The sequence below is a fragment of the Cohnella zeiphila genome, assembly GCF_014212055.1.
Taxonomy (GTDB): domain Bacteria; phylum Bacillota; class Bacilli; order Paenibacillales; family Paenibacillaceae; genus Cohnella; species Cohnella zeiphila.
Map to the genome: position 1 here is coordinate 100,649 of NZ_JACJVO010000012.1, position 20,940 is coordinate 121,588.

The 20,940-nt window shown below is 55.8% G+C and carries 24 protein-coding genes; 15 read left to right on the top strand and 9 right to left on the bottom strand.

What is annotated here, in order from left to right:
• The first annotated feature begins 42 nt into the window (after window positions 1-42).
• The 4 genes from H7C18_RS11215 (at window position 43) to H7C18_RS11230 (ending at window position 3,636) form a co-directional block, all read left to right on the top strand.
• Entirely contained in the window at window positions 43-822 is a 780-nt protein-coding gene (locus tag H7C18_RS11215) for a nuclear transport factor 2 family protein (protein ID WP_185129147.1), read from the top strand.
• An 85-nt stretch (window positions 823-907) separates the two neighbouring features.
• Window positions 908-2,206, top strand: a complete 1,299-nt coding sequence (locus tag H7C18_RS11220; protein WP_185129148.1) for a phytoene desaturase family protein — start codon at window positions 908-910, stop codon at window positions 2,204-2,206.
• Between the two features lie 35 nt (window positions 2,207-2,241).
• Window positions 2,242-3,126, top strand: a complete 885-nt coding sequence (locus H7C18_RS11225) for an RNA polymerase sigma-70 factor (protein ID WP_185129256.1) — start codon at window positions 2,242-2,244, stop codon at window positions 3,124-3,126.
• 123 nt (window positions 3,127-3,249) lie between these two features.
• Complete coding sequence (locus H7C18_RS11230; protein WP_185129149.1) at window positions 3,250-3,636, top strand: CBO0543 family protein; 387 nt, start codon at window positions 3,250-3,252, stop codon at window positions 3,634-3,636.
• 147 nt (window positions 3,637-3,783) lie between these two features.
• Here H7C18_RS11230 and H7C18_RS11235 read toward each other — a convergent pair whose 3' ends face one another.
• Window positions 3,784-5,247 carry an HD-GYP domain-containing protein gene (locus H7C18_RS11235; RefSeq protein WP_185129150.1) on the bottom strand — a complete coding sequence of 488 codons (1,464 nt, stop codon included), beginning with the start codon at window positions 5,245-5,247 and terminating at the stop codon, window positions 3,784-3,786.
• A 132-nt stretch (window positions 5,248-5,379) separates the two neighbouring features.
• A complete protein-coding gene (locus tag H7C18_RS11240; RefSeq protein WP_238357648.1) occupies window positions 5,380-5,799 on the bottom strand; it encodes a MarR family winged helix-turn-helix transcriptional regulator in 420 nt (139 codons plus the stop codon).
• 152 nt (window positions 5,800-5,951) lie between these two features.
• Here H7C18_RS11240 and H7C18_RS11245 point away from each other — a divergent pair, with 152 nt between their 5' ends.
• The 4 genes from H7C18_RS11245 (at window position 5,952) to H7C18_RS11260 (ending at window position 9,429) form a co-directional block, all read left to right on the top strand.
• Complete coding sequence (locus tag H7C18_RS11245) at window positions 5,952-6,710, top strand: SDR family NAD(P)-dependent oxidoreductase (RefSeq protein ID WP_185129152.1); 759 nt, start codon at window positions 5,952-5,954, stop codon at window positions 6,708-6,710.
• A 45-nt stretch (window positions 6,711-6,755) separates the two neighbouring features.
• Window positions 6,756-7,730, top strand: a complete 975-nt coding sequence (locus H7C18_RS11250) for an aldo/keto reductase (RefSeq protein ID WP_185129153.1) — start codon at window positions 6,756-6,758, stop codon at window positions 7,728-7,730.
• A gap of 119 nt (window positions 7,731-7,849) precedes the next feature.
• Window positions 7,850-8,821, top strand: coding sequence for a WYL domain-containing protein (locus H7C18_RS11255; RefSeq protein ID WP_185129154.1), 972 nt, complete (start codon window positions 7,850-7,852; stop codon window positions 8,819-8,821).
• A 92-nt stretch (window positions 8,822-8,913) separates the two neighbouring features.
• Complete coding sequence (locus tag H7C18_RS11260; protein WP_185129155.1) at window positions 8,914-9,429, top strand: DinB family protein; 516 nt, start codon at window positions 8,914-8,916, stop codon at window positions 9,427-9,429.
• A 44-nt stretch (window positions 9,430-9,473) separates the two neighbouring features.
• Here H7C18_RS11260 and H7C18_RS11265 read toward each other — a convergent pair whose 3' ends face one another.
• Together H7C18_RS11265 and H7C18_RS11270 are read right to left on the bottom strand one after the other, a co-directional pair.
• Window positions 9,474-10,076 (bottom strand): TetR/AcrR family transcriptional regulator, encoded by a 603-nt coding sequence (locus H7C18_RS11265; RefSeq protein ID WP_185129156.1) that lies wholly within the window; start codon window positions 10,074-10,076, stop codon window positions 9,474-9,476.
• 372 nt (window positions 10,077-10,448) lie between these two features.
• Entirely contained in the window at window positions 10,449-10,802 is a 354-nt protein-coding gene (locus tag H7C18_RS11270; protein ID WP_185129157.1) for a DoxX family protein, read from the bottom strand.
• A 145-nt stretch (window positions 10,803-10,947) separates the two neighbouring features.
• Between H7C18_RS11270 and H7C18_RS11275 the strand changes: the two genes are divergently transcribed.
• Window positions 10,948-11,292, top strand: coding sequence for a winged helix-turn-helix transcriptional regulator (locus H7C18_RS11275; RefSeq protein WP_185129158.1), 345 nt, complete (start codon window positions 10,948-10,950; stop codon window positions 11,290-11,292).
• A gap of 42 nt (window positions 11,293-11,334) precedes the next feature.
• On the opposite strand, the gene H7C18_RS35720 is transcribed toward H7C18_RS11275, so the two are convergent.
• A complete protein-coding gene (locus H7C18_RS35720; RefSeq protein ID WP_185129159.1) occupies window positions 11,335-11,721 on the bottom strand; it encodes a MerR family transcriptional regulator in 387 nt (128 codons plus the stop codon).
• A gap of 100 nt (window positions 11,722-11,821) precedes the next feature.
• Between H7C18_RS35720 and H7C18_RS11285 the strand changes: the two genes are divergently transcribed.
• On the top strand, window positions 11,822-12,685 hold the full coding sequence (locus H7C18_RS11285; protein ID WP_185129160.1) for an SDR family NAD(P)-dependent oxidoreductase: 864 nt from the start codon (window positions 11,822-11,824) through the stop codon (window positions 12,683-12,685).
• Window positions 12,686-12,721: 36 nt separating this feature from the next.
• On the opposite strand, the gene H7C18_RS11290 is transcribed toward H7C18_RS11285, so the two are convergent.
• From H7C18_RS11290 to H7C18_RS11305, 4 genes are read right to left on the bottom strand one after another with little or no spacing between them, the layout of a single operon-like run.
• A complete protein-coding gene (locus H7C18_RS11290) occupies window positions 12,722-13,534 on the bottom strand; it encodes an ABC transporter ATP-binding protein (protein WP_185129161.1) in 813 nt (270 codons plus the stop codon).
• Window positions 13,531-14,562 carry a FecCD family ABC transporter permease gene (locus H7C18_RS11295; protein WP_185129162.1) on the bottom strand — a complete coding sequence of 344 codons (1,032 nt, stop codon included), beginning with the start codon at window positions 14,560-14,562 and terminating at the stop codon, window positions 13,531-13,533. Before H7C18_RS11295 ends, H7C18_RS11290 begins: the two co-directional genes overlap by 4 nt.
• Complete coding sequence (locus H7C18_RS11300; RefSeq protein ID WP_185129163.1) at window positions 14,559-15,569, bottom strand: FecCD family ABC transporter permease; 1,011 nt, start codon at window positions 15,567-15,569, stop codon at window positions 14,559-14,561. Before H7C18_RS11300 ends, H7C18_RS11295 begins: the two co-directional genes overlap by 4 nt.
• Window positions 15,562-16,665, bottom strand: a complete 1,104-nt coding sequence (locus H7C18_RS11305; RefSeq protein WP_185129164.1) for an iron-siderophore ABC transporter substrate-binding protein — start codon at window positions 16,663-16,665, stop codon at window positions 15,562-15,564. Before H7C18_RS11305 ends, H7C18_RS11300 begins: the two co-directional genes overlap by 8 nt.
• A 194-nt stretch (window positions 16,666-16,859) precedes the next feature.
• On the opposite strand from H7C18_RS11305, the gene H7C18_RS11310 reads away from it, so the two are divergent.
• The 5 genes from H7C18_RS11310 (at window position 16,860) to H7C18_RS11330 (ending at window position 20,935) form a co-directional block, all read left to right on the top strand.
• A complete protein-coding gene (locus H7C18_RS11310; protein ID WP_185129165.1) occupies window positions 16,860-17,774 on the top strand; it encodes a helix-turn-helix domain-containing protein in 915 nt (304 codons plus the stop codon).
• Window positions 17,775-17,906: 132 nt separating this feature from the next.
• Window positions 17,907-18,761 carry an ABC transporter ATP-binding protein gene (locus H7C18_RS11315; RefSeq protein WP_185129166.1) on the top strand — a complete coding sequence of 285 codons (855 nt, stop codon included), beginning with the start codon at window positions 17,907-17,909 and terminating at the stop codon, window positions 18,759-18,761.
• Window positions 18,754-19,416 (top strand): ABC-2 transporter permease, encoded by a 663-nt coding sequence (locus tag H7C18_RS11320; protein ID WP_185129167.1) that lies wholly within the window; start codon window positions 18,754-18,756, stop codon window positions 19,414-19,416. Before H7C18_RS11315 ends, H7C18_RS11320 begins: the two co-directional genes overlap by 8 nt.
• Window positions 19,413-19,778 (top strand): GntR family transcriptional regulator, encoded by a 366-nt coding sequence (locus H7C18_RS11325; protein WP_185129168.1) that lies wholly within the window; start codon window positions 19,413-19,415, stop codon window positions 19,776-19,778. Before H7C18_RS11320 ends, H7C18_RS11325 begins: the two co-directional genes overlap by 4 nt.
• Entirely contained in the window at window positions 19,775-20,935 is a 1,161-nt protein-coding gene (locus H7C18_RS11330) for an acyltransferase family protein (RefSeq protein ID WP_238357635.1), read from the top strand. Before H7C18_RS11325 ends, H7C18_RS11330 begins: the two co-directional genes overlap by 4 nt.
• Window positions 20,936-20,940: the final 5 nt, after the last annotated feature.

The window sequence follows — 20,940 nt, forward strand, 5'->3', positions numbered from 1 at the left end:
TATCTCGTGACCATTAACTTGAAATGAGGAGGGCATTATCAGATGACGGGAAACAATCAAAATGAGTTGATCCAAAAGGCAATCGCGGTGCTGGAAAGCTTAGAGAGCGGCAATCCCGAAGCGATTACGTCTTATGTTCATCCGGATCGGTATATTCAGCACAACCAGGCGCTGGCCGACGGCCGCGGGGCTATGTTGGGCGCGCTTGATCATTTGAAGGAGATCGGCACGAAGGTAAGTGTTAAGCGCGCCTTCCTCGACGGGGATTATGTGGCCCTCCATTCCGTCTATGATTTTCACGGCCCCAAAGTCGGCTTCGATATTTTCCGTTTCGAACAGGGGCTGATCGTCGAGCATTGGGACAACCTGCAAGAGCTGGTAGAGAGGACGCCAAGCCATCATACGATGACGGACGGGCCGGACACGATTCGGGATCTCGACAAGACAGAGGCGAACAAAGCGTATGTCCAAAGCTATGTCGAGAATATTTTGGGTGGCAAGAATCCGGATCTGCTGCCCTCTTACTTTGACGGGGATCGCTACATTCAGCATAGTCCGCATATCGCAGACGGCCTTTCCGGTCTCGGTGCGGCCTTGCAGGCCCTGAAGGAGCGGAACGTTGAGTTTCAATATACCCATGTTCATCGGATTATCGGGCAAGGCGATTTTGTGCTTGCGGTGAGCGAAGGCCACTTCGATGGCCGGCATACCGCTTTCTACGATCTGTTCCGCGTGGAGAATGGCAAGATCGCCGAGCATTGGGACGTGATCGAGGCCATCCTGCCGGCAGAGAAACGGAAGAATTCGAACAGCAGATTTTAAAGTTTTCAACGAAACCTGTCACAGATCCCAAGCATCCTCCATCTTACTTTATGAAGAGACCAAACAGCGAAGGAAGGTATGGAGGATGAAGAAGTTTGATGCGGCAGTCGTGGGCGGAGGCATCGCGGGATTGGTGGCGGCGATTGACTTGGCGCAGGCAGGGAAATCCATTGTCCTCTTCGAGAAGTCCGGCCAGCTCGGCGGCCGGGCCGTCTCCGTCAAGAAAAACGGGGCGATCTTCGATCTGGGCTCGCATGCCATCATCAAGGGTGGGGCCCTGCACGAGATCTTTCAGGATCTGGGGATCAGAATCGAAGGGGGATCTCCCGGAACCAACGTATCCTTTCTGTGGAACGAGAAGGTCACCCATATGTTTAAGTTCATTCTCTCTCGCAAACTGAGCTGGTCCGGCAAGAGGGAGTTTCTGAAGTTTTTTAAAACGTTGACCAAATTCGATGCCGATTCCGTGCCGCCGATCAGTCTGCGGAATTGGGTCGAACAAGAGTTCCACGATCCGATGACTCGCCATATTATTTACGCTATGCTTAGGACTAATTCGTACGCGCAAGCCATCGATCATCAGATGGCCGGTCCCGCCCTGCGTTCCGTCGCGCGCACGACCAAGAAGAACAGCATCCTCTATGTTCAGGACGGCTGGCAAACCTTGGTCGATCAGCTTCAGGAAAAAGCGGTGCGCTCGGGCGTCTCCATCATCACAGGAAAAAACGTAGCGGGAATCGAGCAGGATGGAGCCGTTCGTAAAATCAAATTTACGGATAGCCAAGAGATGGACGTCGCGCATGTGATTGCCGCCACCCCGCCCGCGGTAACCTCACGGCTCCTGGGGGATGCGAATTGCCCTTCGGTCTTGCGCTGGAGAGACCAGGCTCGCGTCATCGAGGCGGCCAGCTTGACGCTTTCTCTGAAGCGGCTTTCGAATCCCGATCATTTCGCGGTTCTGGGTCTGGATCAACCCGTGTACTTCATTAATCAATCCAAGTTCACCCGGTTGAGCGAAGACGGCACTTCGGTGGTGAACATTACGAAAAGCAACGGTACCGGCGGAACGGATGCGAAAGCGGACGAACGATTCCTCGAGCAGACGCTGGACTTGATTCAACCGGGCTGGCGGAAGGAAGTCGTCGCCAGGCAGTACCTCCCTCATATTACCGTAGCTTACGACTTTATGAATTTGGGCAGGGAAGACCGTTTTCCGGGACCGGCCGTACCCGAGATTGCGGGGCTTTACGTGGCGGGAGAATGGGCCACCCACGGGGAGAATCTGGCGGATGCCGCGGCGGCAAGCGGAAGACGCGCGGCGCGGCGCGCGTTGAAGGATTTGGAAGCAGCCCGTCCGGCCGGGCGGGAGACCATACTGGCGTAAGACAGGAGAAAGCGGGGTTTGTCATCTTGGAAGACATGAGAACGGAGCAATTGTATTCCTTATACAAACCGCTATTGTTCTCCCTTGCGTATCGTATGCTGGGCAGCGTCATGGATGCGGAAGACGTTGTCCAGGAAGCTTTTCTGACCGTATTCAAATCCGGCTCCGGCCACGTTCAGAATATGAGGGCGTATTTGTGCAAAATCGTCACCAACCGGTGTCTTGAGCTGCTCCGCTCTACGAAAAAACAGCGGGAGGTCTACATCGGGACCTGGCTGCCCGAACCGCTTGTGGCCGCAGCGGGCGACGAGACGGATCCGATGCAGTCCTACTTGCAGAAGGAATCGGTATCGACCGCTTACTTGCTGCTGCTGCAGCAGCTCTCTTACGTGGAGCGGGCCGTGTTCTTGCTGCGGGAGGCGATGCAGTACGATTATGAAGAGATTGCCGATATCGTGGGCAAGAGCAGCGCGAACTGCCGGCAGATCTTTCATCGGGCCAAGCGAAGCCTAAGCGTTAACGACGATCCGGGTCATTCGGAAGGCTTGGATTCGCGGCAAACGGCCGGCTTGGTCGAACAATTCATTACGGCTCTGACTTCGGGCAGCGCGGCCCAAATCATGAAATTCCTATCGGCCGACGCGGTGCTCTTCACCGATGGAGGCGGCAAAGTCCAGGCGCTCGCGCAGCCTCTTCATGGGCACGTCCGAATCTCCCACGGCGTGGCGGGTTTAATCAACAGATGGCCCGAAAGCTTCGCCTGCCGGATCGCCATGGTGAACGGCGTGCCCGGAATCGTGATCGACAAGGACGGAGAACGATGGGCGGTCCTTTCCTTTAAGATCAAAGATGGGCTAATCGATAACCTCTATTTCGTGGCAAATCCGGATAAATTGATGCATTTGCCGACCGGCGAATAAATTTCTCGATCCAGGTAAAAATGTAAGCCGGTGGTGAATTCGCGGATGGCGTTTTTACTTTGTTCCGTTGTTATTTTCAATGGCTTTGCGTTTTTTATGCCGAAGCGTTTGAAGCGCACCGACATGTTTATCGTTGTTCTGTTCGGGCTCGTATTTCAAAATCTTACCGATATGTTCGTCAATGTTAAATATGATCTGTACGGGTTCTTCCAGAAAGGGGTGGACTGGCTTTCCCTTCTTCCTATGCTGGGACTGTTTCCATCCGCGATCCTGATTTTTTTCAACTTTTATCCATGGAACAATGGGAAACGTTCCGTTCTCTACGTCGGAATGGCGACGGCGTTTCTGGTCGGCTTTGAATACTTGTCGCTGCTTGCGGGCTACTTTTATTACCACAAATGGAAGCTCTGGTGGTCCGTGATCGAATATCCGATTCTGCTTTATATCAATATCGGGTTCTTCAAGGTATACAAAATCATGACGAAGCCTGCCGACGGAGGCCGTTCATAGCAGGGAGAATTCCAATGCCGGAGAGCTTCCGGAATCATACGATTTGGTATTGTCTCTCAGGGCTAGTTACGCTCGCAACCGTTGCTTACGGCTTCTTCCAGTCGATAAATCGGACTATGCCGCATCCATTGCCGGCATCATCGGATCTTATGCCTGCGCAGCGTTAATCGCTCGCTGGCTGCCGGTCGAGCCATCCGTGCCGGCTTCCGGAACGGCCAATTCGCCGCGATGACAAAGCTGAACAAAGGCGGAGACGCAATCGGGGTCGAAGTGGGTGCCGCTGCCCTCCGCAATGGCCTGCAGCGCGCGTTCTTGAGACCAGGGCTCGCGATAAGCTCTTCGCGAGGTCAACGCATCGTATACGTCCGCAACGGCAAGAATTCTGGCGAGCAGCGAGATGTCGGCGCCTTTCAGCTTATCCGGATACCCCGTTCCGTCCCATTTCTCGTGATGGTGCCGGATGACGGACAGCTCTTCGCTCATGAAGCCGATATATTTGCACATCTCATAACCGATCACCGGATGCTGCTCGATCACGATTCTTTCGTGCGTATCCAGTTTTCCCGGCTTGTTCAGGATCTCGCCGGGAGTCTGTATTTTCCCCACATCGTGAATAAGACCGCCCCGAGCCAGGGCCCGCAATTGTTCGGGGTCCAATCCCATGGCTTGGGCCAGCTGCAATCCGTACATGGCGACGCGGTAATTGTGGCCGGCCGTATACTCATCTTTGGCTTCCGTGGCGGCAATCAGCCGCTGCATGCTGCTGGAGATGCTGATGCGGAGCGGATCCGAAGACGGATAACCCTTCGCCTGATGAATGGTCTGAGTCACCGATAAGTTCGACCGATACTGGGCGATGATCCCGAACAGCAGCATCAAGGCCGACACGGCGAGCACGGCATGATAAAGCCACCAGGCCAATGTCCACATCATCGTTGTGACCATGACGCATTCGGTGATGGAGAGCAGAACGGAGCCAAATACGATAGCCGCTTGCAATGGAAATTTGACGGCTTGAAATTGCTTGTAATACCTCTTGGCCGCCCATAAATACAGGAGAACGGTGAGAACCGCCATCAAGCCGTTCAATGGCGCAATATCGAGAGGGATGAAGTTGGAGATGTCAGGGTAGGCAAGGGCCATGGCATTCGTCAGGATGATCAGGGTGACCCAACCGACGACCACGCTCCTCCGATACTTCGAGACCATGCGAATAAAGGAGGAGTCCGATGACAGGGTGGAGAGGAAGATCCAGAACGCGCACGTTGTCATCGCGACCTGCGAGGCCACCCCTGCCAAGTGGTATTGATCCGCAATAAGGAACCCCGGGGTCGAAAGCGCGTGAATGAGAAAAAAACCGTTTAAAGACAAGATCGCCAATGCCAGCATGAGCGCGCTCATATCCCGAAGCCGAATCCCCGTCCAGCCAACTGCAACGGCGCTGACGGCCAAGGCGAGGAGCGTTGGAGAAATCACGTAAAAGTGGAAGCGGGGAAGATCCCACATGGTGCCATGTCCAGGGATCGTCATCAGGAACGCATATCCCAGAAGAAGAACGACAGCGGCGATGGACATGGATATGGCCAAAGAGCGCGGTGAACCTGGCATCATCATCCCAGCCTTCCAACATAAGCTAACCTTCTGCCCGTGTGTTCAAGATTCGACACCTTCGTGTCGAATCCTGCTCGCCGGAAGTCGGATGACGAAAGGGTTCGCCGCGCAGGCGAAAAAGGCGAGGTCCCGCTATTCGGCGGGCCTCGCCTTTGTTCTTTCCGCCAGCTTCATAATCGACTCTACGTCCAGATCGGTCAATTGATCAAGAAAATGCTTGCGTATCGCCGCGGCAGCGACGGGACGGGCATCGTCCAGGGCCGATTGTCCGGCGGAAGTGATGATGACGAGAACGCCACGGTCCGTGTCCAGTGACTTCCTCATGACAAGTCCCCGCTTTTCCATCCGCGTCAGATGATGCGACAATCGGCTCTTATCCCAATCCATCGAGTCGGCTAATTCCTGTTGGCGAAGGCTGCCGTTCCCGAAGAGGGCTAGCCGATCCAATATGCCGTAATCGCCCTCGGATAGCCCGGTCCGCTCGGACATGTCTTTAATGACGCGCCCGAAGATGCGGTGAAAGGAACCTTTCCACGTATGCCACAATCGCATTTCCTCTTCGTTTAGCTCGTTCTTGTCCATAGGAGCATCATAACATGGTTGACGTGTCAACTTCAATATGTTAAAGTGATTCCAAGGTTGATACGTCAACCATAGGCTTTATGATAAAGGCTGCCCTTCCGGGCAAGAAGGAGAGGATTCAGATGCAGGACAAACCCGTCGCCCTGGTCACCGGAGCCAACAGAGGAATCGGTCTTCAAATCGCGAAGGATCTTGCGGCGCACGGCTTCACCGTACTCGTCGGGTCGCGCAGCTTCGAGAATGGAGAGGAGGCCGCGAAGAGCGTCGGAACGGATGCCCGCGCCCTCCAACTCGACGTCACGGACCCGGCTTCCATCGCCGCCGCGGCGGAGCTCATCCGCCAGGAGCTTGGCCGTCTCGACGTACTCGTCAACAACGCGGCTATCTCGCATACCGGACGTTCGCAAGGGATGTCCGTGGAGGAGTATGCGATGTTGACCCGCCCGAGCAACGTGTCCCTCGATGAAGTACGCGCGGTTTGGGAGACCAACGTCTTCGGAGTTCTCGCCGTTACCCAAGCGATGCTGCCGCTCCTGCGAGAGACGCGGGGAGCCCGCATCGTCAACGTGTCGAGCGGCGCCGGCTCGCTGACGATGAACGCGGCACCGGACGCTCCCTTGCGCTCGACCTTCGGCCCCGTCTACCCCGCGTCCAAGACGGCTCTCAACGCGATGACGCTCGCCATGGCGATCGAGCTGGAGCCGGAGGGAATCAAAGTCAACGCCGTCTCCCCGGGCTTCACCAAGACGGGCCTTAACAACTATGCCGGCACGGAGACGGTCGAGGAGGGCGCCCGCGAGGCGGTGCGCGTGGCGCTGCTCGGCCCGGAAGGCCCGACAGGCGCGTTCACGCACGCGACACTCGGCACGCTCCCGTGGTAATAACGGTCTCGGCGCCTTCCCATCATACAAAGGAGTGATCAGCAAATGGATTATGTAAAACTCGGACGTTCGGGTTTGGAGGTCTCCAAACTTTGCCTTGGATGCATGAGCTTCGGGGTGCCGGAACGCGGCCTCTTCGCGTGGTCGCTGAACGAAGAGAGCAGCAGGCCGATCATTAAAAGGGCGCTTGAATTGGGCATCAACTTTTTCGATACCGCCAATATGTATTCCGACGGAACGAGCGAAGAGATTGTCGGACGCGCGTTAAAGGACTTCGCTCCGCGCGACGAAGTCGTCATTGCCACGAAGGTGTTCGTTCCGATGCGCCCGGGTCCGAACGGCGGGGGACTGTCACGCAAAGCCATCATGACCGAAATCGACAACAGTCTGAGACGGCTCGGAACGGACTACGTCGATCTGTACCAGATCCACCGTTGGGATCAAACTACGCCGATCGAAGAGACGATGGAGACGCTTCACGATTTAATCAAGGCCGGCAAGGTCCGGTACATCGGAGCCTCCTCCATGTTCGCCTGGCAGTTCGCGAAAGCTCAGCACGTCGCGGAACGCAACGGCTGGACCCGATTCGTCTCCATGCAGAATATGGTCAACCTGCTCTATCGGGAAGAGGAGAGGGAGATGCTCCCCCTTTGCAAAGACGAAGGAGTCGGCGTCATTCCCTATCTGCCGATGGCTGCAGGCCGGTTAACCCGGGATTGGGACGAGAAGACCGCGCGGTCGGAGAAGGATCCGATTGCGAAGGCGGCCTTTGCCAAAACGGAAGACGCCGTCCGCAAAGTGGTGGAAAGAGTGGCGGAGGTCGCCGCGAAACGGGGCATTCCGCGTGCGCAAGTTGCTCTTGCATGGCTGCTGCAGAAGGAAGAGGTTACGGCGCCGATTATCGGGTCCACCAAGATCGGTCATCTCGAAGACGCGGTATCGGCGCTGTCGGTCCGATTGGCGCCCGAAGAAGTCGCGAGCTTAGAGGAGCTTTACGTACCGCATTCCTTGAATCAATAAACCATTGAGCTTCGGGCGGGCACCCGCAAGGTGTCCGCTCTTTGACGTGATGCCGATACGGTTACATAATGGTGCAAGACGAAATCATTTCTATTCTCGCGGGGAAAGAGGTGCTCCCGGTGGCGAAATGGGACAACATGCTGTCCATGCTTTGGATGCTGAGATCCGGAAGGAAACTCACCGCCGCGCAGCTTGCGGACAGCTTGGAGATCAGCGTCCGGACCGTGTATCGGTATATCGACGCCCTATGCGCCAGCGGCGTGCCGGTCGTCGCGGAATCGGGCCATGACGGCGGGATTCGCATTCTGGAGAGCTTCAAGGAGACGCCGCTGTTCTTCAATTCCGTGGAGCTGAGGGCGTTGGCGGACGCGTTCAAATTTGCCCAAGGCGCCGGTTATCCGTATACGGAGGAGCTGGAGAACGCGTTGAAGAAGGTGGAGAACGGACTGCACGAGGAGCAGCGCCGCGATCTGACCCGCCAGACGAGCGGCCTGGATGTCGTCTCTCCGGCGCGCTCGCCCGCGGTCGTTCCGTTGCTCAGAGACCTGGAGGAGGCGGCGAAGAACGGGCGAACGGTCCGCATTGCCTATCGCAAAGCGAATGCGGAGCAGCCCGACGAACGGGAAGTCGATCCGTACGGGTTGGCTTATGACCGCGGCGAATGGTACGCTGTCGCGTTCTGCCGCCGGTCGCAGGCGGTGCGGACGTTCCGCGTGGACCGCATCGCCCGGCTGGAGCCGACCGAAGCGCGGTTCCGGCAGCCGGAGGGGTTCTCCGCGTCCGTCTATTTTCGCAACCAGTCCGAGCGGGAACGGGAGGCGGACGGGCCGATGACGGTCATCCGCCTGGAGGGGGAGCCCGACACGCTGAGTGCGGTTTGCGGCCATTGGCACCTGCGTCACTATTTGACGGAACGGACCGACCGGGAGGCGCGGTTTCGGCTGGACATCCCGACGATGAACAAGTACCTTCCGATTTACCTGATGTCGTTCGGCACCGCCGTTCGGATTCTGGAGCCGCCGGAACTGAAGCGCCGGGTCCGGGATATGGCGTACGGAATCGCAAAACATTACGAAGACGATCCCGATTGATCTTTCCTGACAACGTTTGTCAACAAACCCGGTATACGATAGCGACAAGGCTGCGGCAGCCGGAATACGACGACGAAGGAAAGGTGAGATTCATGCTTCAGCAATCGCATCCGTTGTACGACTATCACGTTTGGGCCAACGACCGTCTGTTCGCGCATCTGGAGCAGCTTCCGAACGAAGCGTTCCATGCGGAGGTAACGAGCGTGTTCCCGTCCGTGGCGCAAACGTTCGGGCATATGTATAAGTTCGAACAGCTCTTTATGCATGTGCTCGCGAAAATTCCGAACGAGGACATTTTTCCGAAGCTTCCGGGTTGGGAGGAGGAACCGAAGGGCAGAACGGTGGACGAGATGCGGCGGCTGTTCGCCGGCGTAGCCGACCAGTTCCGCGATTTGCTGCGGCGTACGCCCGATCCGGACAAGGCGATGACGATCGAGCACCCGCAGTATGGCCGTCTCGATACGCGCTTCTCCGACATTCTGCGGCATGTGGTCAACCACGGGACGTATCACCGGGGCCATATAACCGCGATCCTGAGGCAGCAAGGGTATGCCGGGGTTCCGACCGATTATATGTTCTTTTTAGTGGAGCGGCGGGAATACGAATAAGCGGCGGGAGGCGGAGGCGGCAAGCAAGCGCCTCCGCTTCGTATTCAGCCCTGGCGCGCGCAAAGCTCCCGGATATGGAGGGTCACGATCCGCTCGATGTTCTCCGTCGTGTAGATCTCCGACCGAAGCAACGCGAGGATCGTCAGACCTTCGACTACCGCGGCCAATCGATACGTCTCGAGTTCAACGTCTACCGAAGCGGGAAGAAGCTCCGCCTTGGCCAAAATATCGAGGACGGCTCTCGTCAGGCCGTGAAGCCCGTCCGTGAGCTCGTCTTTCTTGGCCTGCAACGCCGAACTCGTGAGGGAACGGATGGCGAAGATCCACCAGACGCCGACTCCCGTTCGTTTCTCCCTCGTCATAGGGAGCAGCTCCAAAAGAACTTCCTTCGCAGCCTTCATCGGAATCGGACTGATTTCCAGCCCCTCCGCCCTGGCTGCTGCTTCTCTCGTTAAATAATAATCCACGATAAAGAGCAGCAGCTCGTCCTGCGTTTGAAAATAATGCCGCAAGGCGCCGGGCGACAGCCCGGCGGCAGCGGCGACAGCACGGATGGACGCATGCTCGATCCCTTTGGCTTCAATAATGCTCCATGCCGATTCGGCGATCCGCTTTCTCATTTGCTCGTGGTCCACGATTTTCGGCAACGGCAAACGCCCCTTGTTTTATTTAGCACACTGAATTAAAATAAATAGCACAGTGTGCGATTTCGATTTGATTCCGTTATAACGCGTCACGATGGTCGCGTCAAGAGAATCGGGGCTTGCCGTGACGAACGGAGGGGATTACGGTGCAGAGCTTTAACGGCGGATTTCGTCAGCATTCAACCTGTTATAGTTGCAAAAGAGAGTTTGAGGCTTTCGAAGGAACGCAAGCCTACGCCCGCATCAAACGAGATCGGAAAGGAATGCATCTTTGCGAAGATTGCAAAAGCCGGATCGAGCTCGAAGCGCGGCTGCAGTTCGGGAGACGGCTGTTGACCGGCAGAGATTAGGGTTTCCGGTTCGGGCCTGCTTTTTCTAAAAACGACCGATCGCAACGAAAACAGCCAATGCCAGGAAGATGAGATTCACGCCGATCTCCCGGTATTCCTTGCGCGCGATATGGAAGAAGGCGCCGAGAAGAACGACCGCGGCAAGTCCGGTCGCGGCAATCGGCGTCCATACGGGCGCGATGTTCAACGCTTCGGGCAGAATGAGCCCAAGCGCCCCCGCCAATTCCGCTAACCCGATCAGGACGACGAACGCTTTGGGCACGTCTTTGACCCACCCCCAAGAAGCCTTGGCTTTCTCATACTGAAACGCCTTCAACCACCCCGAATAGACAAATCCCAGCGCTGCAAGCCCTTGAACGATCCACCATGCGATATTCATGGATAATACCAGCCTCCCGACTACTTTCTCGATATCCTTTAAAGGTATAATAGTCACCAGGAATCGTTTCTAGGAAGTAGGCACTTTATCTAAACATGGTAAAGAAAAAGTGACCTTACGCAGCAAAGGAGAGCCGGGGATTTCCATGAGGGAATATTGCAAGTTTGAATCCGCTCTGGACATATTGGTGGGAAAATGGAAGCCGGTCATTCTGCTTCAGCTTATGTATAACGGAACCATGCGATTCAGCGAGCTACAGAAGGCGATACCGGATATCAACAAAAAGATGCTGACCCAGCAGCTAAGGGAACTGGAATCCAACGATATCGTGCATCGAGAGGTCTACAATCAGATCCCCCCGAAAGTCGAATATTCGATATCGGAATACGGCAAAGGCCTGAGCAAGGTGCTGCAGGTGCTGAACGACTGGGGAGCGTCCCATGCGGAGCACATGAAGGCGCGAGACGGGGCCGAGCGTTCGGGGAAATAATGCGGGCCGGCCGGCGCCGGCCCTTGGTTTGCCCGGAGGGGTTTAGTCCGATCGTCGCTTCTCCAAGGCTTCAAGATTTTTGAACAGCTCGATCTTATGATCGATTTTCCCCAGCGTCTTCTCCAGTTCCTTCATTTGATCGATGACTTTCCCCCGATAAGATTCCATAAATTCTCTTCGTACCGCCGTGGTGGAGTTCTCATGACGATGCAATTCGAGAAACTGCTGCATCTCCCGAATGGGCATTCCCATGGCCCGGAAGTATTTAATAATCTCAAACCAAGCGATATCGGACTCCGAATACCGCCGATATCCGTTCTCGTCCCGCGCGACTCCGTCAATTAACCCGATCTGCTCGTAATATCGCAAAGTGGGGATGTTTAATCCCGTCTCTTCCGATACCTGCTTGCTCGAAAATGTGTTCTCCATATTTTGATTATAGCAGGTTGGAACGGTATTGCTGTCAAGTGCGCTTTATACTGTATCGTCTCCCTTAAAGCAATAATTACACGAGCGAGGTGCAGAGGAAATGAACGGAGCGAACAGGGAGATCCGGAACAAGGTAATTCTGATTACAGGCGGGACGTCCGGGGTCGGGAAGGCCATCGCATCGGGTTTGGCCAAGCTGGGGGCCAGAATCGTGATCCTAAGCCGCAATCGGGAACGGGGAGAGGAAGCGCTGCGCGATATTGCCGAAGCCACGGGAAATGATACAGGCGAGTATTTGGCGGCCGACCTGTCCCTTCAATCCTCCATCCGGCAAGCGGGTGAAGCGTTCAAACGGAAATATGATCGCTTGGATGCTCTGGTCAATGCGGGAGGGGCGGTTTATTTTGAGAAGGAACTGACCCCGGAAGGAATCGAGAGGACGTTCGCGGTGAACTATCTCAGCCACTTTACGTTGACGAACGAGCTGCTGGATCTGCTGAAGGAGAGTCGTCCGTCGAGGGTTATAACTGTTGCGGGAGCGCCCCGGTTTCTCAAGAATGCCAGCTTCGATTTTGAAGATGTACAGCAAGTGAACCGCTTCAGCGGTTTGCGCGCGACGGCCCAAGCGTTGTTCGCCAGGGTGATTTTTACTTCCGAGTTAGCGAGACGGCTGGAAGGGACGGGCGTTGCGGCTCTCGCCTTTCACCCGGGATTGATCCAATCGAATCTGATTCGAACCGCTCCCTGGTATATGAAGGCGTATGGGAAACTAAGCAATCGTTCGGCCAAAAAGGACTGCGGGATCGGGGTGTATCTGGCTGCTGCGAAGGAGGTCGAGAGCGTAACCGGCGCGTTTTTCGATGATAAAAAGCAGATGATTCCCATTCCCCAATTACAGAATGAAGATGTGGGAAAAAGGTTATGGCGCGTGAGCGAGGAGCTTACAGGGATTTCGAAGGTGTAAGAAGGAAGGGCCAACCCGCAAGGATGGCCCGTCAGGTCAGCGGCTTGCGCTGCCGGCGTGATATCGGCCTTTGGGCACCACCAGAGGAGAGCCCGAGACGGGGTCCTTGATCACGGCGCAATCCAGCCCGAAGATGTCTTTTACCAATAGGTCCGTAATCACCTCGGAGGGCTTGCCCTCGGCCATAAGCTTGCCTTCCCGAAGCGCAAAGATATGGTCGGCGTAACGCGCGGACAAGTTGATATCGTGAAGAACCATGACGATCGTCGTGCCGTATTTCCGGTTCAGATCCGTGAGCAGGTCCAGAATCTCGATTTGATACGTGATATCCAGGAAGGTCGTCGGCTCATCGAGAAATAAGATGTCGGTTTGCTGCGCCAGAGCCATGGCAATCCATACGCGCTGCCTTTGACCGCCGGACAGCTCGTCGATGTGGCGGTCGGCAAGCTCCGCGATATTCATGATTCTCATCGCTTCGGCAACGGCCTCGGCGTCCTTGCTTGTCCATCCGGCGTGCCACGATTGATGCGGGAACCTTCCCCGTCCGACCAGATCGGCGACGGTAATTCCCTCCGGAACAATGGGGGATTGCGGCAGCAGTCCCAGGACCCGGGCCAATTGCTTCGGAGGAATCTTGCCGACGGGCTTACCGTCCAGGGAGATGCTGCCCGATTCCGGCTTGATCAGCCTTGCCAAAGCCTTCAGAAGCGTAGACTTTCCGCAGCCGTTCGCTCCGATCATGACGCTTATCCGGTTAACGGGAACGACAAGGCTGACTCCGTCGATCACCGTCTGGCGATCGTAGCCGGCGACAACCTGTTCGGCTTGAAAAACATGCGATCCCATCATAATTCTCCCTTCCGGTTCATTCGGATCAGCAAGAAGATCAAATACGGCGCTCCGAGCAGCCCGGTGATGACGCCCACGGGGAACCGGTACTCGAAAGCGAATTGTCCGATCAGATCTGCCGCCAAAACCAAATTGACGCCAACCAGGCCCGACGGAACGATGTTCGAGAAGCCGACCCCGGCGAGCCTTTTGGCGATTGGCCCCGCAAGGAAGGAGACAAAGGCGATGGGCCCCGTGGCAGCGGTCGCTATCGCGATCATGCAGACGGAGCTCGCGATCAGAGCGATTCTGGTCTTGTTCGTGTCTACGCCGAGAGAGGAAGCCGTTTGTTCTCCGAGCTCCAATAGCTGGAGATGCTTGCCCAGCACGATCGCGATGGGCGTAAAGACAAGGGTCGCGATCGCAAGGGGCGCCAGCTCGTGCATCTGGGAGCCGTTGAGACTGCCGGCGAGCCACCTGAGCGCCGCGGGAATATCCTGCTGCGCGCTGATCAGGAGAAGATAGGAGATCACCGCGTCCAGCATGGCCTGGATGCCGATTCCGACAAGGATCAATCGCCCGACCGCAAACGACTTTCCTCTGGATAGAATATAAATGATCAGCACGGTGGCAAGACCGGCGATCACGGAAGCGGCGGAGACGACCGCTCCGCTTGCATGGAGTACGATGGTGCAGAAGACGGCGGCCGCGCCGGTGCCGGAGGTAATCCCGATGACATTCGGATTCGCCAGCGGGTTGCGCAGCATGGTCTGGAACACGTACCCCGCAAGGCCGAAAGCAAATCCGGCCAAAAGACCGGCCAGCATTCGCGGCAGACGGATGGTGTTCACCGCGAAAGACACGCCTTGGAGGTGCTCTCCCGCAAGCGCCCGGATCACGTCTTGAACCGGATAGACGGTGCTCCCCAGCAAAAGCATGGCGCAGCAAAGAAAGCAGGCAACGGCCGCAAGAAGGCAGGTAACCAGGATCCATCGGCGGCGCCTTTGGCGCCTGCCGGCCAACACCCATTCAATCGTTTGATTTTTCATAATGAACGCATCTTCGATCTCATCGCCAGCAGGATGAGGATCGGAGCTCCTATAAATGCTGTAACGACGCCGACTTCAAGCTCTCCGGGGCTGCCGATGAGCCTGCCGCACACATCGGATACCGTCAGAATGACGGCTCCCGAGATCGCCGACATGGGGATCACGAAACGCAGGTCGGGGCCGAGGATCAGGCGGATGACGTGAGTGGCCAGCAGCCCGACAAAGCCGATCGGGCCGGCCAGCGCCGTCGTTACGCCGCACAGAAGAACGCCGCCAAGAGCCGCAACGAGCCGGAGCGTCCCCGTTCGAACGCCCTGTCCGGTCGCCACCTCGTCTCCCAGCGCCATCGCGTTCAGGGCCGGAGCGGTCATGAACGCGATCAGCATTCCGGCGATCAGGAACGGGACGAAGGCGGCGACGGCGCTCCAGGTAGCCGAGCCGACGCTTCCCACTTGCCAGAATCGGAATTGATCCATGACGGAAGAGCGCGGAATCATGATGGCGGTAACGAGAGAAGAGAGGGCCGCGCTTGTGGCGGCACCCGCCAGAACAAGCTTAAAGGGAGTGGCGCCGCCACGTCCCATCGAGCCGATTCCGTATACGAAGACCGCCGTTATCGCGGCCCCGGCCAGAGCTAACCCAATATATTGATTCGCGGTGCCGATGTGCAAGAACGCAATTCCGCATACCACGAATAAGGAAGCGCCCGTGTTCACTCCCAATATGCTCGGGTCCGCGATCGGGTTGCGGGTGACCGATTGCATAAGAGAACCGGAGACGCCGAGCGCCGCGCCGCAGAATAAGCTGAAGACGGTTCGGGAGATCCGCTTGCGAACCACGCTTGCCCCGTAGGAGTCTGCCTGATGGTGAAACAATCCGTCGATCAGTTCATGGAATCGCACCAGCCGGGAGCCCAAGGCCAGAGAGGCGATCACGCAGACGCCGAGCAGGACCAAGCCAATGACCAGAACCGCCGGAAAGTTCTTCGGAACAGGCGAGCTACGCATCGAGCTTGCCGATCGCTCCGTCGATTAAATCCAGATACTCGTCGATGGTATAGGCGATCGAGAGCGGATTGGGGTTCCCGGAAGCCGCCAGAGGCGTGCCGTCGCCGATAAACACGACGGAACCTCGTTGAATCGCCGGGATTTGGCCAAGCAGAGGATCCGCCTTCACGGCTTGATACAAGTCATCGCCGCCATACCCGATCAAGATGTCGGCGTCGTTCAGCATGTCGGCGTTCTCGGCGCTTAAATTCATGGAGTAGCTGCCCGGATCGGCAATCTGCTTCGTGACGCTCTCGGGATAAACCATCCCCAGTTCTTCCAGGAAAGATCCGCGAGGGTCGGCAGGCGTATAAATGTGCAGCTTCGACATGTCTTTCGCCGAGAAGTTGACCCAGACGACCTTCTTGCCTTTGATTTGAGGATGCTCGCTTGCCTTTTGTCGGATCAGGTTCTCGGTGTCCTTGATGAGCTGTTCGCCCTCCGCTTTCATGCCCATCCCCGCCGCATCCATCGTGACTTGCTCCCGCCACGTCGTGAGCCAAGGAGCGGTCGGATACGCCACGACCGGAGCGATCTTGCTGAGAATATCGTAGTCTTCCTGCGTGATGCCGGAGTACGCGGCCAGGATGACATCCGGGTTCGAGTCGGAGATCGCCTCAAAATCAAGGCCGTCCGTATCTTGAAAAACATTAGGGCTGCTCTCGCCAAGTTCCTTGAGCTTCTTGGCCGTCCAGGGCAAGAGCCCGCTGTCGTCCTGCACGCCGTAATTCGCCGCCGAGAACCCTACGGGCACCACGCCGAGAGCGAGAGCCACATCCTGATTGGCCCATTGAATCGTCGCCACCCGCTTCGGCTTGCTCTTGATGACCGTCTCGCCGAAAGCATGCTTGATCACGATCGGATATTCCGAATCGGCGTCTTGGGAAGCGGAAGCGGGCGTCTCCGTTCCGGGAGCCTCGGCGCTTGCCGAAGCGCTCTCGGACGGCGACGGGTCGGAGGACGAATTTGAACTTGAACAACCGGCCAGCGTCAGTGCCAGGATCAGGACAAACGAGATCAGCAGCGTTTTGGACGAGTAGGTTGGAATTGTTTTCATGCGAGGACCCTTCCTTGATATGTATTTTTTAGTCAAATATAATGATAATGATTATCATTGTCGATAAATATACAGTTGCATGGCACCATTGTCAACGGAAAATTTGGAAGCCTGTCCTTTTCGACGAATGCAATTAAAATCAAATATGGGGAAAGTTCCGGTGCTATGATCGAAGCGAAAGGAGGGAGACGTCCATGTACGAGTGGAACCAAATGGTCCAGCTGATGGTGGACTGGGTGGAGAGCCATATAACGGAGCCTGCGTCCTTGCTCAAGATGTCGGAACGGCTGGGCTATTCGCCTTACTATTGTTCCAGGCAGTTCAATCAATTGACCGGAATGACGTTGCGGGATTACATCTGGACCCGAAGGATCAGCCATGCTGCCCTGGAGCTCCGAGATACGGACCGGCGGGTTCTGGATATTGCCGTAAAGTACGGGTTCTCTTCGCAAGAGGCTTTTACAAGGGCATTCGTCAAGGCTTTTCAGCTCACCCCCGCAGCCTACCGGAAGGCTCCGCGACCGATTCGGTTGGCGATTCGTCAGGAAGTCTTCTCCCCTTATCATTATTTGATCAAGGAGCGGGATCGGATGAGCGGCGTTCACTTGCAACCGGCGGAGATCAAGGCGGAACGGATTCCGGCGCATAAGTTCATCGGAATTTGGGATATTACCGTTCAAAACTTCGGGGACTTCTGGGCGAACGGTCACAATTGCGACGAGATCTGCGGGACTTTGGATAGCATGTCCAACCACACTCTCCCCGGACAGCTGGGTCAGACGGCGGGATGGTTTTATCGGGACGGACAAAAGGGGTATCTATACGGAATCCCCGTTCCGCCGGATTACGACGGACCGATTCCGGAAGGGATGGCATGCAGGGAGATCCCGGAATCGGAATATCTGGTCTTTTTCCACCCGCCGTTCGATTATTTGAAGGACAACGGCGCTGTCATGAGCGCGGTTGAAGAGGCGGCATGGAGCTTCGATCCCCAAGACATGGGGTACGAATGGGATGAAGAGACGAAGCAGGATTATCAACGGCATTATCCGGAGGGATATGGTTACGCGGTGCTGCGGCCGGTCAGAAAAAGATCGGATGAGGTTTGACGGCAAATGAGAGCCATCCGTAAAAGGGTGGCTTTATTTTTTTCCAATTTTTATGGAGCCGTTGACTTCCCCAAACTCCCCGTGATATATTGTGCATACACGATATACACAATCTTGATGAGGAGGTACGGTATGCTGGCGCTGGACATCCGGAATTTAAATAAGAAATACCCCAACTTCGAGCTGAAGGACGTATCGTTCCAATTGGAGAAGGGCTATATTATGGGCTTTATCGGTGCCAACGGGGCAGGCAAGACCACGACGATCAAATCGATCATGAGAATGATCCAAACCGACAGCGGCGAGATTCGCGTTCTGGGAAAGAACATGGCCGAACACGAGATCGAGCTGAAGCAGGAGATCGGATGCGCCTTCGGCGGCATCGATTTTTATAACCGCAACAAGATCAAAACGTTGACCGACGTGATCAAGAGGTTCTATAAGAATTGGGACGAGGCCGCCTATTCCGGCTTTCTGAGACGATTCAAATTGGACGAGAATAAGAAAATCATCGAATTGTCGACGGGGATGAAGGTCAAGTACAGCCTGGCCCTTGCCTTATCCCATGGAGCAAAGCTGCTCATTCTCGACGAACCGACAAGCGGGCTCGATCCGGTGGCCCGGGACGATCTGCTGGATCTGTTCCAGCAGCTCGTCTCAGGCGGCGAGATCAGCATTCTGTTCTCGACCCACATTACCACCGATTTGGAAAAGTGCGCGGATTACATTACCTTCATCGCCGACGGGCAAATCGTGAACAGCGCCGAGAAGGAAGAGTTCAAGGAGTCCTATCTGCTGCTGAACGGCAGCGAGAACGAGCTGAGCCGGGTGAAGGATCGGATGATCTCCTACAAAGTCAATTCGTTCGGCTTTACGGGATTGATCCGCTCCCAAGACTTCGATCCCTCGTCCGGCATCAAAGCCGCCACGCCGAGTCTTGAGGAAATTATGATCTACTTCGCGAAGAAGGAGCCTGCGTATGTATAACCTGGTGATAAAGGATTTGAAGTTAGGAATTAACCGGATGTTTTTTGTATTCCCTGCTTTGCTGGGACTGCTCATGCTCATTCCCAGCTGGATCTATTTTCTCGTCCCTATGTATTTCTACTGGATCACGGTTCCGAACATGTTCAACAATTTTAAAACGCAGAACGACATGATGTTTACCTCGATGATGCCCGTAACCAAGAAAGATATGGTAAAGGCAAGGGTAGCCGTTATTGTCATCCTGGAGATCCTGCACATCGGCTTCGCGGCGATCTTCGGCGTGATCCATGATCTCGTCTACGCGAACCTGAACATCGGCTACCAATTCTTCGCCCCGTCCATGGGCTTCTGGGGGCTCTGTTTGGTCATGATGGCGATCTTCAACATCATCCTTATCCCTATGTACTACAAGACGGCGTATAAATTTAGCGTGCCTCTGATTTTGGCCACTGCCGCCGCTATGATTTATGCCGGAATCGTCCAATGGGTGGGAATTGAGAACAAGTCCATGTCCGACATTTTCAATGTGACCATCGCCGAGCATATCGGCCTTCACGCCTCCATCCTGGCTGCCGGAATCGTCCTTTTCGCGGCTTTCACCCTGACGGCTTACCGAATTGCGGTGCAGCGATTCCTCAAAGTGGAACTTCTATGAACGTATCGATCTCGAACACTTCGGAAAAACCGATTTATCAGCAGTTGTTCGAACAGATCAGCTCCCAGATTCTGAAGGGCGAGCTTCCGAGCGGCTACATTCTGCCCCCCATCCGGCAAGCGGCCCAGGAGCTTCGCGTCAGCGTCATCACCGTCAAGAAGGCTTGGGAAGAACTCGAACGATGCGGTCTGATCAACACCGTCACCGGCAAAGGTTGCTTTGTCGCCGAATTTTCACCGGAGGAGATGCTGGAAATGCGCAATGAGATGATTTTGAAGCAGATGGATATCGACACCGCCTACTACAAGTCCTTTGGCCTCACCCTGGAAGAAGTCATTGAGCTATTGAAGAAGATTTATTGAATAAATCCGTGATGTCATCCGCCTCCGCACGGCAGACGGATCTGGATTGGATCCGCATCCTCATGACTCTCGTCGTCGTTCTGTATCATTGCTCGATGTTCTTCAATCCGCAGCCCTGGCATGTCAAAAACAATGAATTGGATAACGGCTTCATCTTCGCCTATACGAACCTTGCCGTGAACGGGATGATGCCGATATTCTTCGCGGTCTCCGGGATCAGTGCGTATTATTCGCTGCAGAAGCGGGATTCGAAGGGCTTTCTGAAGGAGCGGCTGCTGCGTCTCGGCGTTCCGCTGGCGTTCGGCGTCTTCGTCCTGTCTCCGCCTCAGGTGTATATGGAGAGATCGAGTCATCATCAGTTCGCCGGGTCGCTGCTGGACTTTCTGCCCCATTATTTTGATGGCCTCTATCTGAATATCGGCGGACAGGGGAACTTCGCTTTCGCCGGCTTGCACCTGTGGTATTTGTTCTTCCTGCTGCTGTTCTCGCTTCTGACCGCGCCGTTGTTCGTACGGACGAAGCGGGCAAGGGCGGAGAAGCCGTTCGGGATCCGGCATTTTGCTTTGATGCTGGTCTCGTTGTTCGTGCTGGCCGCATTGGTCAACGATGCGGGGAATTTGGGCGGTTGGGGAATTCTTTATTATTTGACGATCTACATCTGCGGCTTTTATTTCTTCTCCAAGGAGCCCTTCCAAGCGTTTGTGCGCAGGAGCGGACTTGCGACGGGGATCGGAGCCGCCTCCAGCACCCTGATCTTCATCTTATGGATGCGGCACGGCATCCCCGCAAGCGGAACCGCACTGTCGGCGCTCTTCGTGCTCGACCGGGTCGTCAGCTGCTGGTGCGGCATGCTGTTCGTCTTCTTCCTGGCTGACCGCTATTTGAAGCAAACCCGCGGTCCGGCGCTGTCGTACGGCATGGAAGCGTCGATGCCCATCTATGTGATGCACCAGCCGGTGATTGTCACGATCGGGTATCTGATTTACGCTCTCCGTTGGCCGGTCCCGGCGAAGCTTCTCTTTCTGCTTGCGGCCGTAAGCCTTGTGATTTCTGTGCTATATCATTTCGTTATCCGCAGGAACAACGTGCTGCGGGTGCTGTTCGGCATGAAGGCCGTCAGGCGACGGTTGAAGAAAAATTCGGAATCAAGGAGCTGATGGTC

Excerpts from the sequence above, each read along its gene's own strand:
- H7C18_RS11215 (WP_185129147.1), top strand. The coding sequence starts at position 43 with ATGACGGGAAACAATCAAAATGAGTTGATCCAAAAGGCAATCGCGGTG.
- H7C18_RS11220 (WP_185129148.1), top strand. The coding sequence starts at position 908 with ATGAAGAAGTTTGATGCGGCAGTCGTGGGCGGAGGCATCGCGGGATTG.
- H7C18_RS11225 (WP_185129256.1), top strand. The coding sequence starts at position 2,242 with ATGAGAACGGAGCAATTGTATTCCTTATACAAACCGCTATTGTTCTCC.
- H7C18_RS11230 (WP_185129149.1), top strand. The coding sequence starts at position 3,250 with ATGTTTATCGTTGTTCTGTTCGGGCTCGTATTTCAAAATCTTACCGAT.
- H7C18_RS11235 (WP_185129150.1), bottom strand. The coding sequence starts at position 5,247 with ATGATGCCAGGTTCACCGCGCTCTTTGGCCATATCCATGTCCATCGCC.
- H7C18_RS11240 (WP_238357648.1), bottom strand. The coding sequence starts at position 5,799 with ATGCGATTGTGGCATACGTGGAAAGGTTCCTTTCACCGCATCTTCGGG.
- H7C18_RS11245 (WP_185129152.1), top strand. The coding sequence starts at position 5,952 with ATGCAGGACAAACCCGTCGCCCTGGTCACCGGAGCCAACAGAGGAATC.
- H7C18_RS11250 (WP_185129153.1), top strand. The coding sequence starts at position 6,756 with ATGGATTATGTAAAACTCGGACGTTCGGGTTTGGAGGTCTCCAAACTT.
- H7C18_RS11260 (WP_185129155.1), top strand. The coding sequence starts at position 8,914 with ATGCTTCAGCAATCGCATCCGTTGTACGACTATCACGTTTGGGCCAAC.
- H7C18_RS11270 (WP_185129157.1), bottom strand. The coding sequence starts at position 10,802 with ATGAATATCGCATGGTGGATCGTTCAAGGGCTTGCAGCGCTGGGATTT.
- H7C18_RS11275 (WP_185129158.1), top strand. The coding sequence starts at position 10,948 with ATGAGGGAATATTGCAAGTTTGAATCCGCTCTGGACATATTGGTGGGA.
- H7C18_RS35720 (WP_185129159.1), bottom strand. The coding sequence starts at position 11,721 with ATGGAGAACACATTTTCGAGCAAGCAGGTATCGGAAGAGACGGGATTA.
- H7C18_RS11285 (WP_185129160.1), top strand. The coding sequence starts at position 11,822 with ATGAACGGAGCGAACAGGGAGATCCGGAACAAGGTAATTCTGATTACA.
- H7C18_RS11290 (WP_185129161.1), bottom strand. The coding sequence starts at position 13,534 with ATGATGGGATCGCATGTTTTTCAAGCCGAACAGGTTGTCGCCGGCTAC.
- H7C18_RS11295 (WP_185129162.1), bottom strand. The coding sequence starts at position 14,562 with ATGAAAAATCAAACGATTGAATGGGTGTTGGCCGGCAGGCGCCAAAGG.
- H7C18_RS11300 (WP_185129163.1), bottom strand. The coding sequence starts at position 15,569 with ATGCGTAGCTCGCCTGTTCCGAAGAACTTTCCGGCGGTTCTGGTCATT.
- H7C18_RS11305 (WP_185129164.1), bottom strand. The coding sequence starts at position 16,665 with ATGAAAACAATTCCAACCTACTCGTCCAAAACGCTGCTGATCTCGTTT.
- H7C18_RS11310 (WP_185129165.1), top strand. The coding sequence starts at position 16,860 with ATGTACGAGTGGAACCAAATGGTCCAGCTGATGGTGGACTGGGTGGAG.
- H7C18_RS11315 (WP_185129166.1), top strand. The coding sequence starts at position 17,907 with ATGCTGGCGCTGGACATCCGGAATTTAAATAAGAAATACCCCAACTTC.
- H7C18_RS11320 (WP_185129167.1), top strand. The coding sequence starts at position 18,754 with ATGTATAACCTGGTGATAAAGGATTTGAAGTTAGGAATTAACCGGATG.
- H7C18_RS11325 (WP_185129168.1), top strand. The coding sequence starts at position 19,413 with ATGAACGTATCGATCTCGAACACTTCGGAAAAACCGATTTATCAGCAG.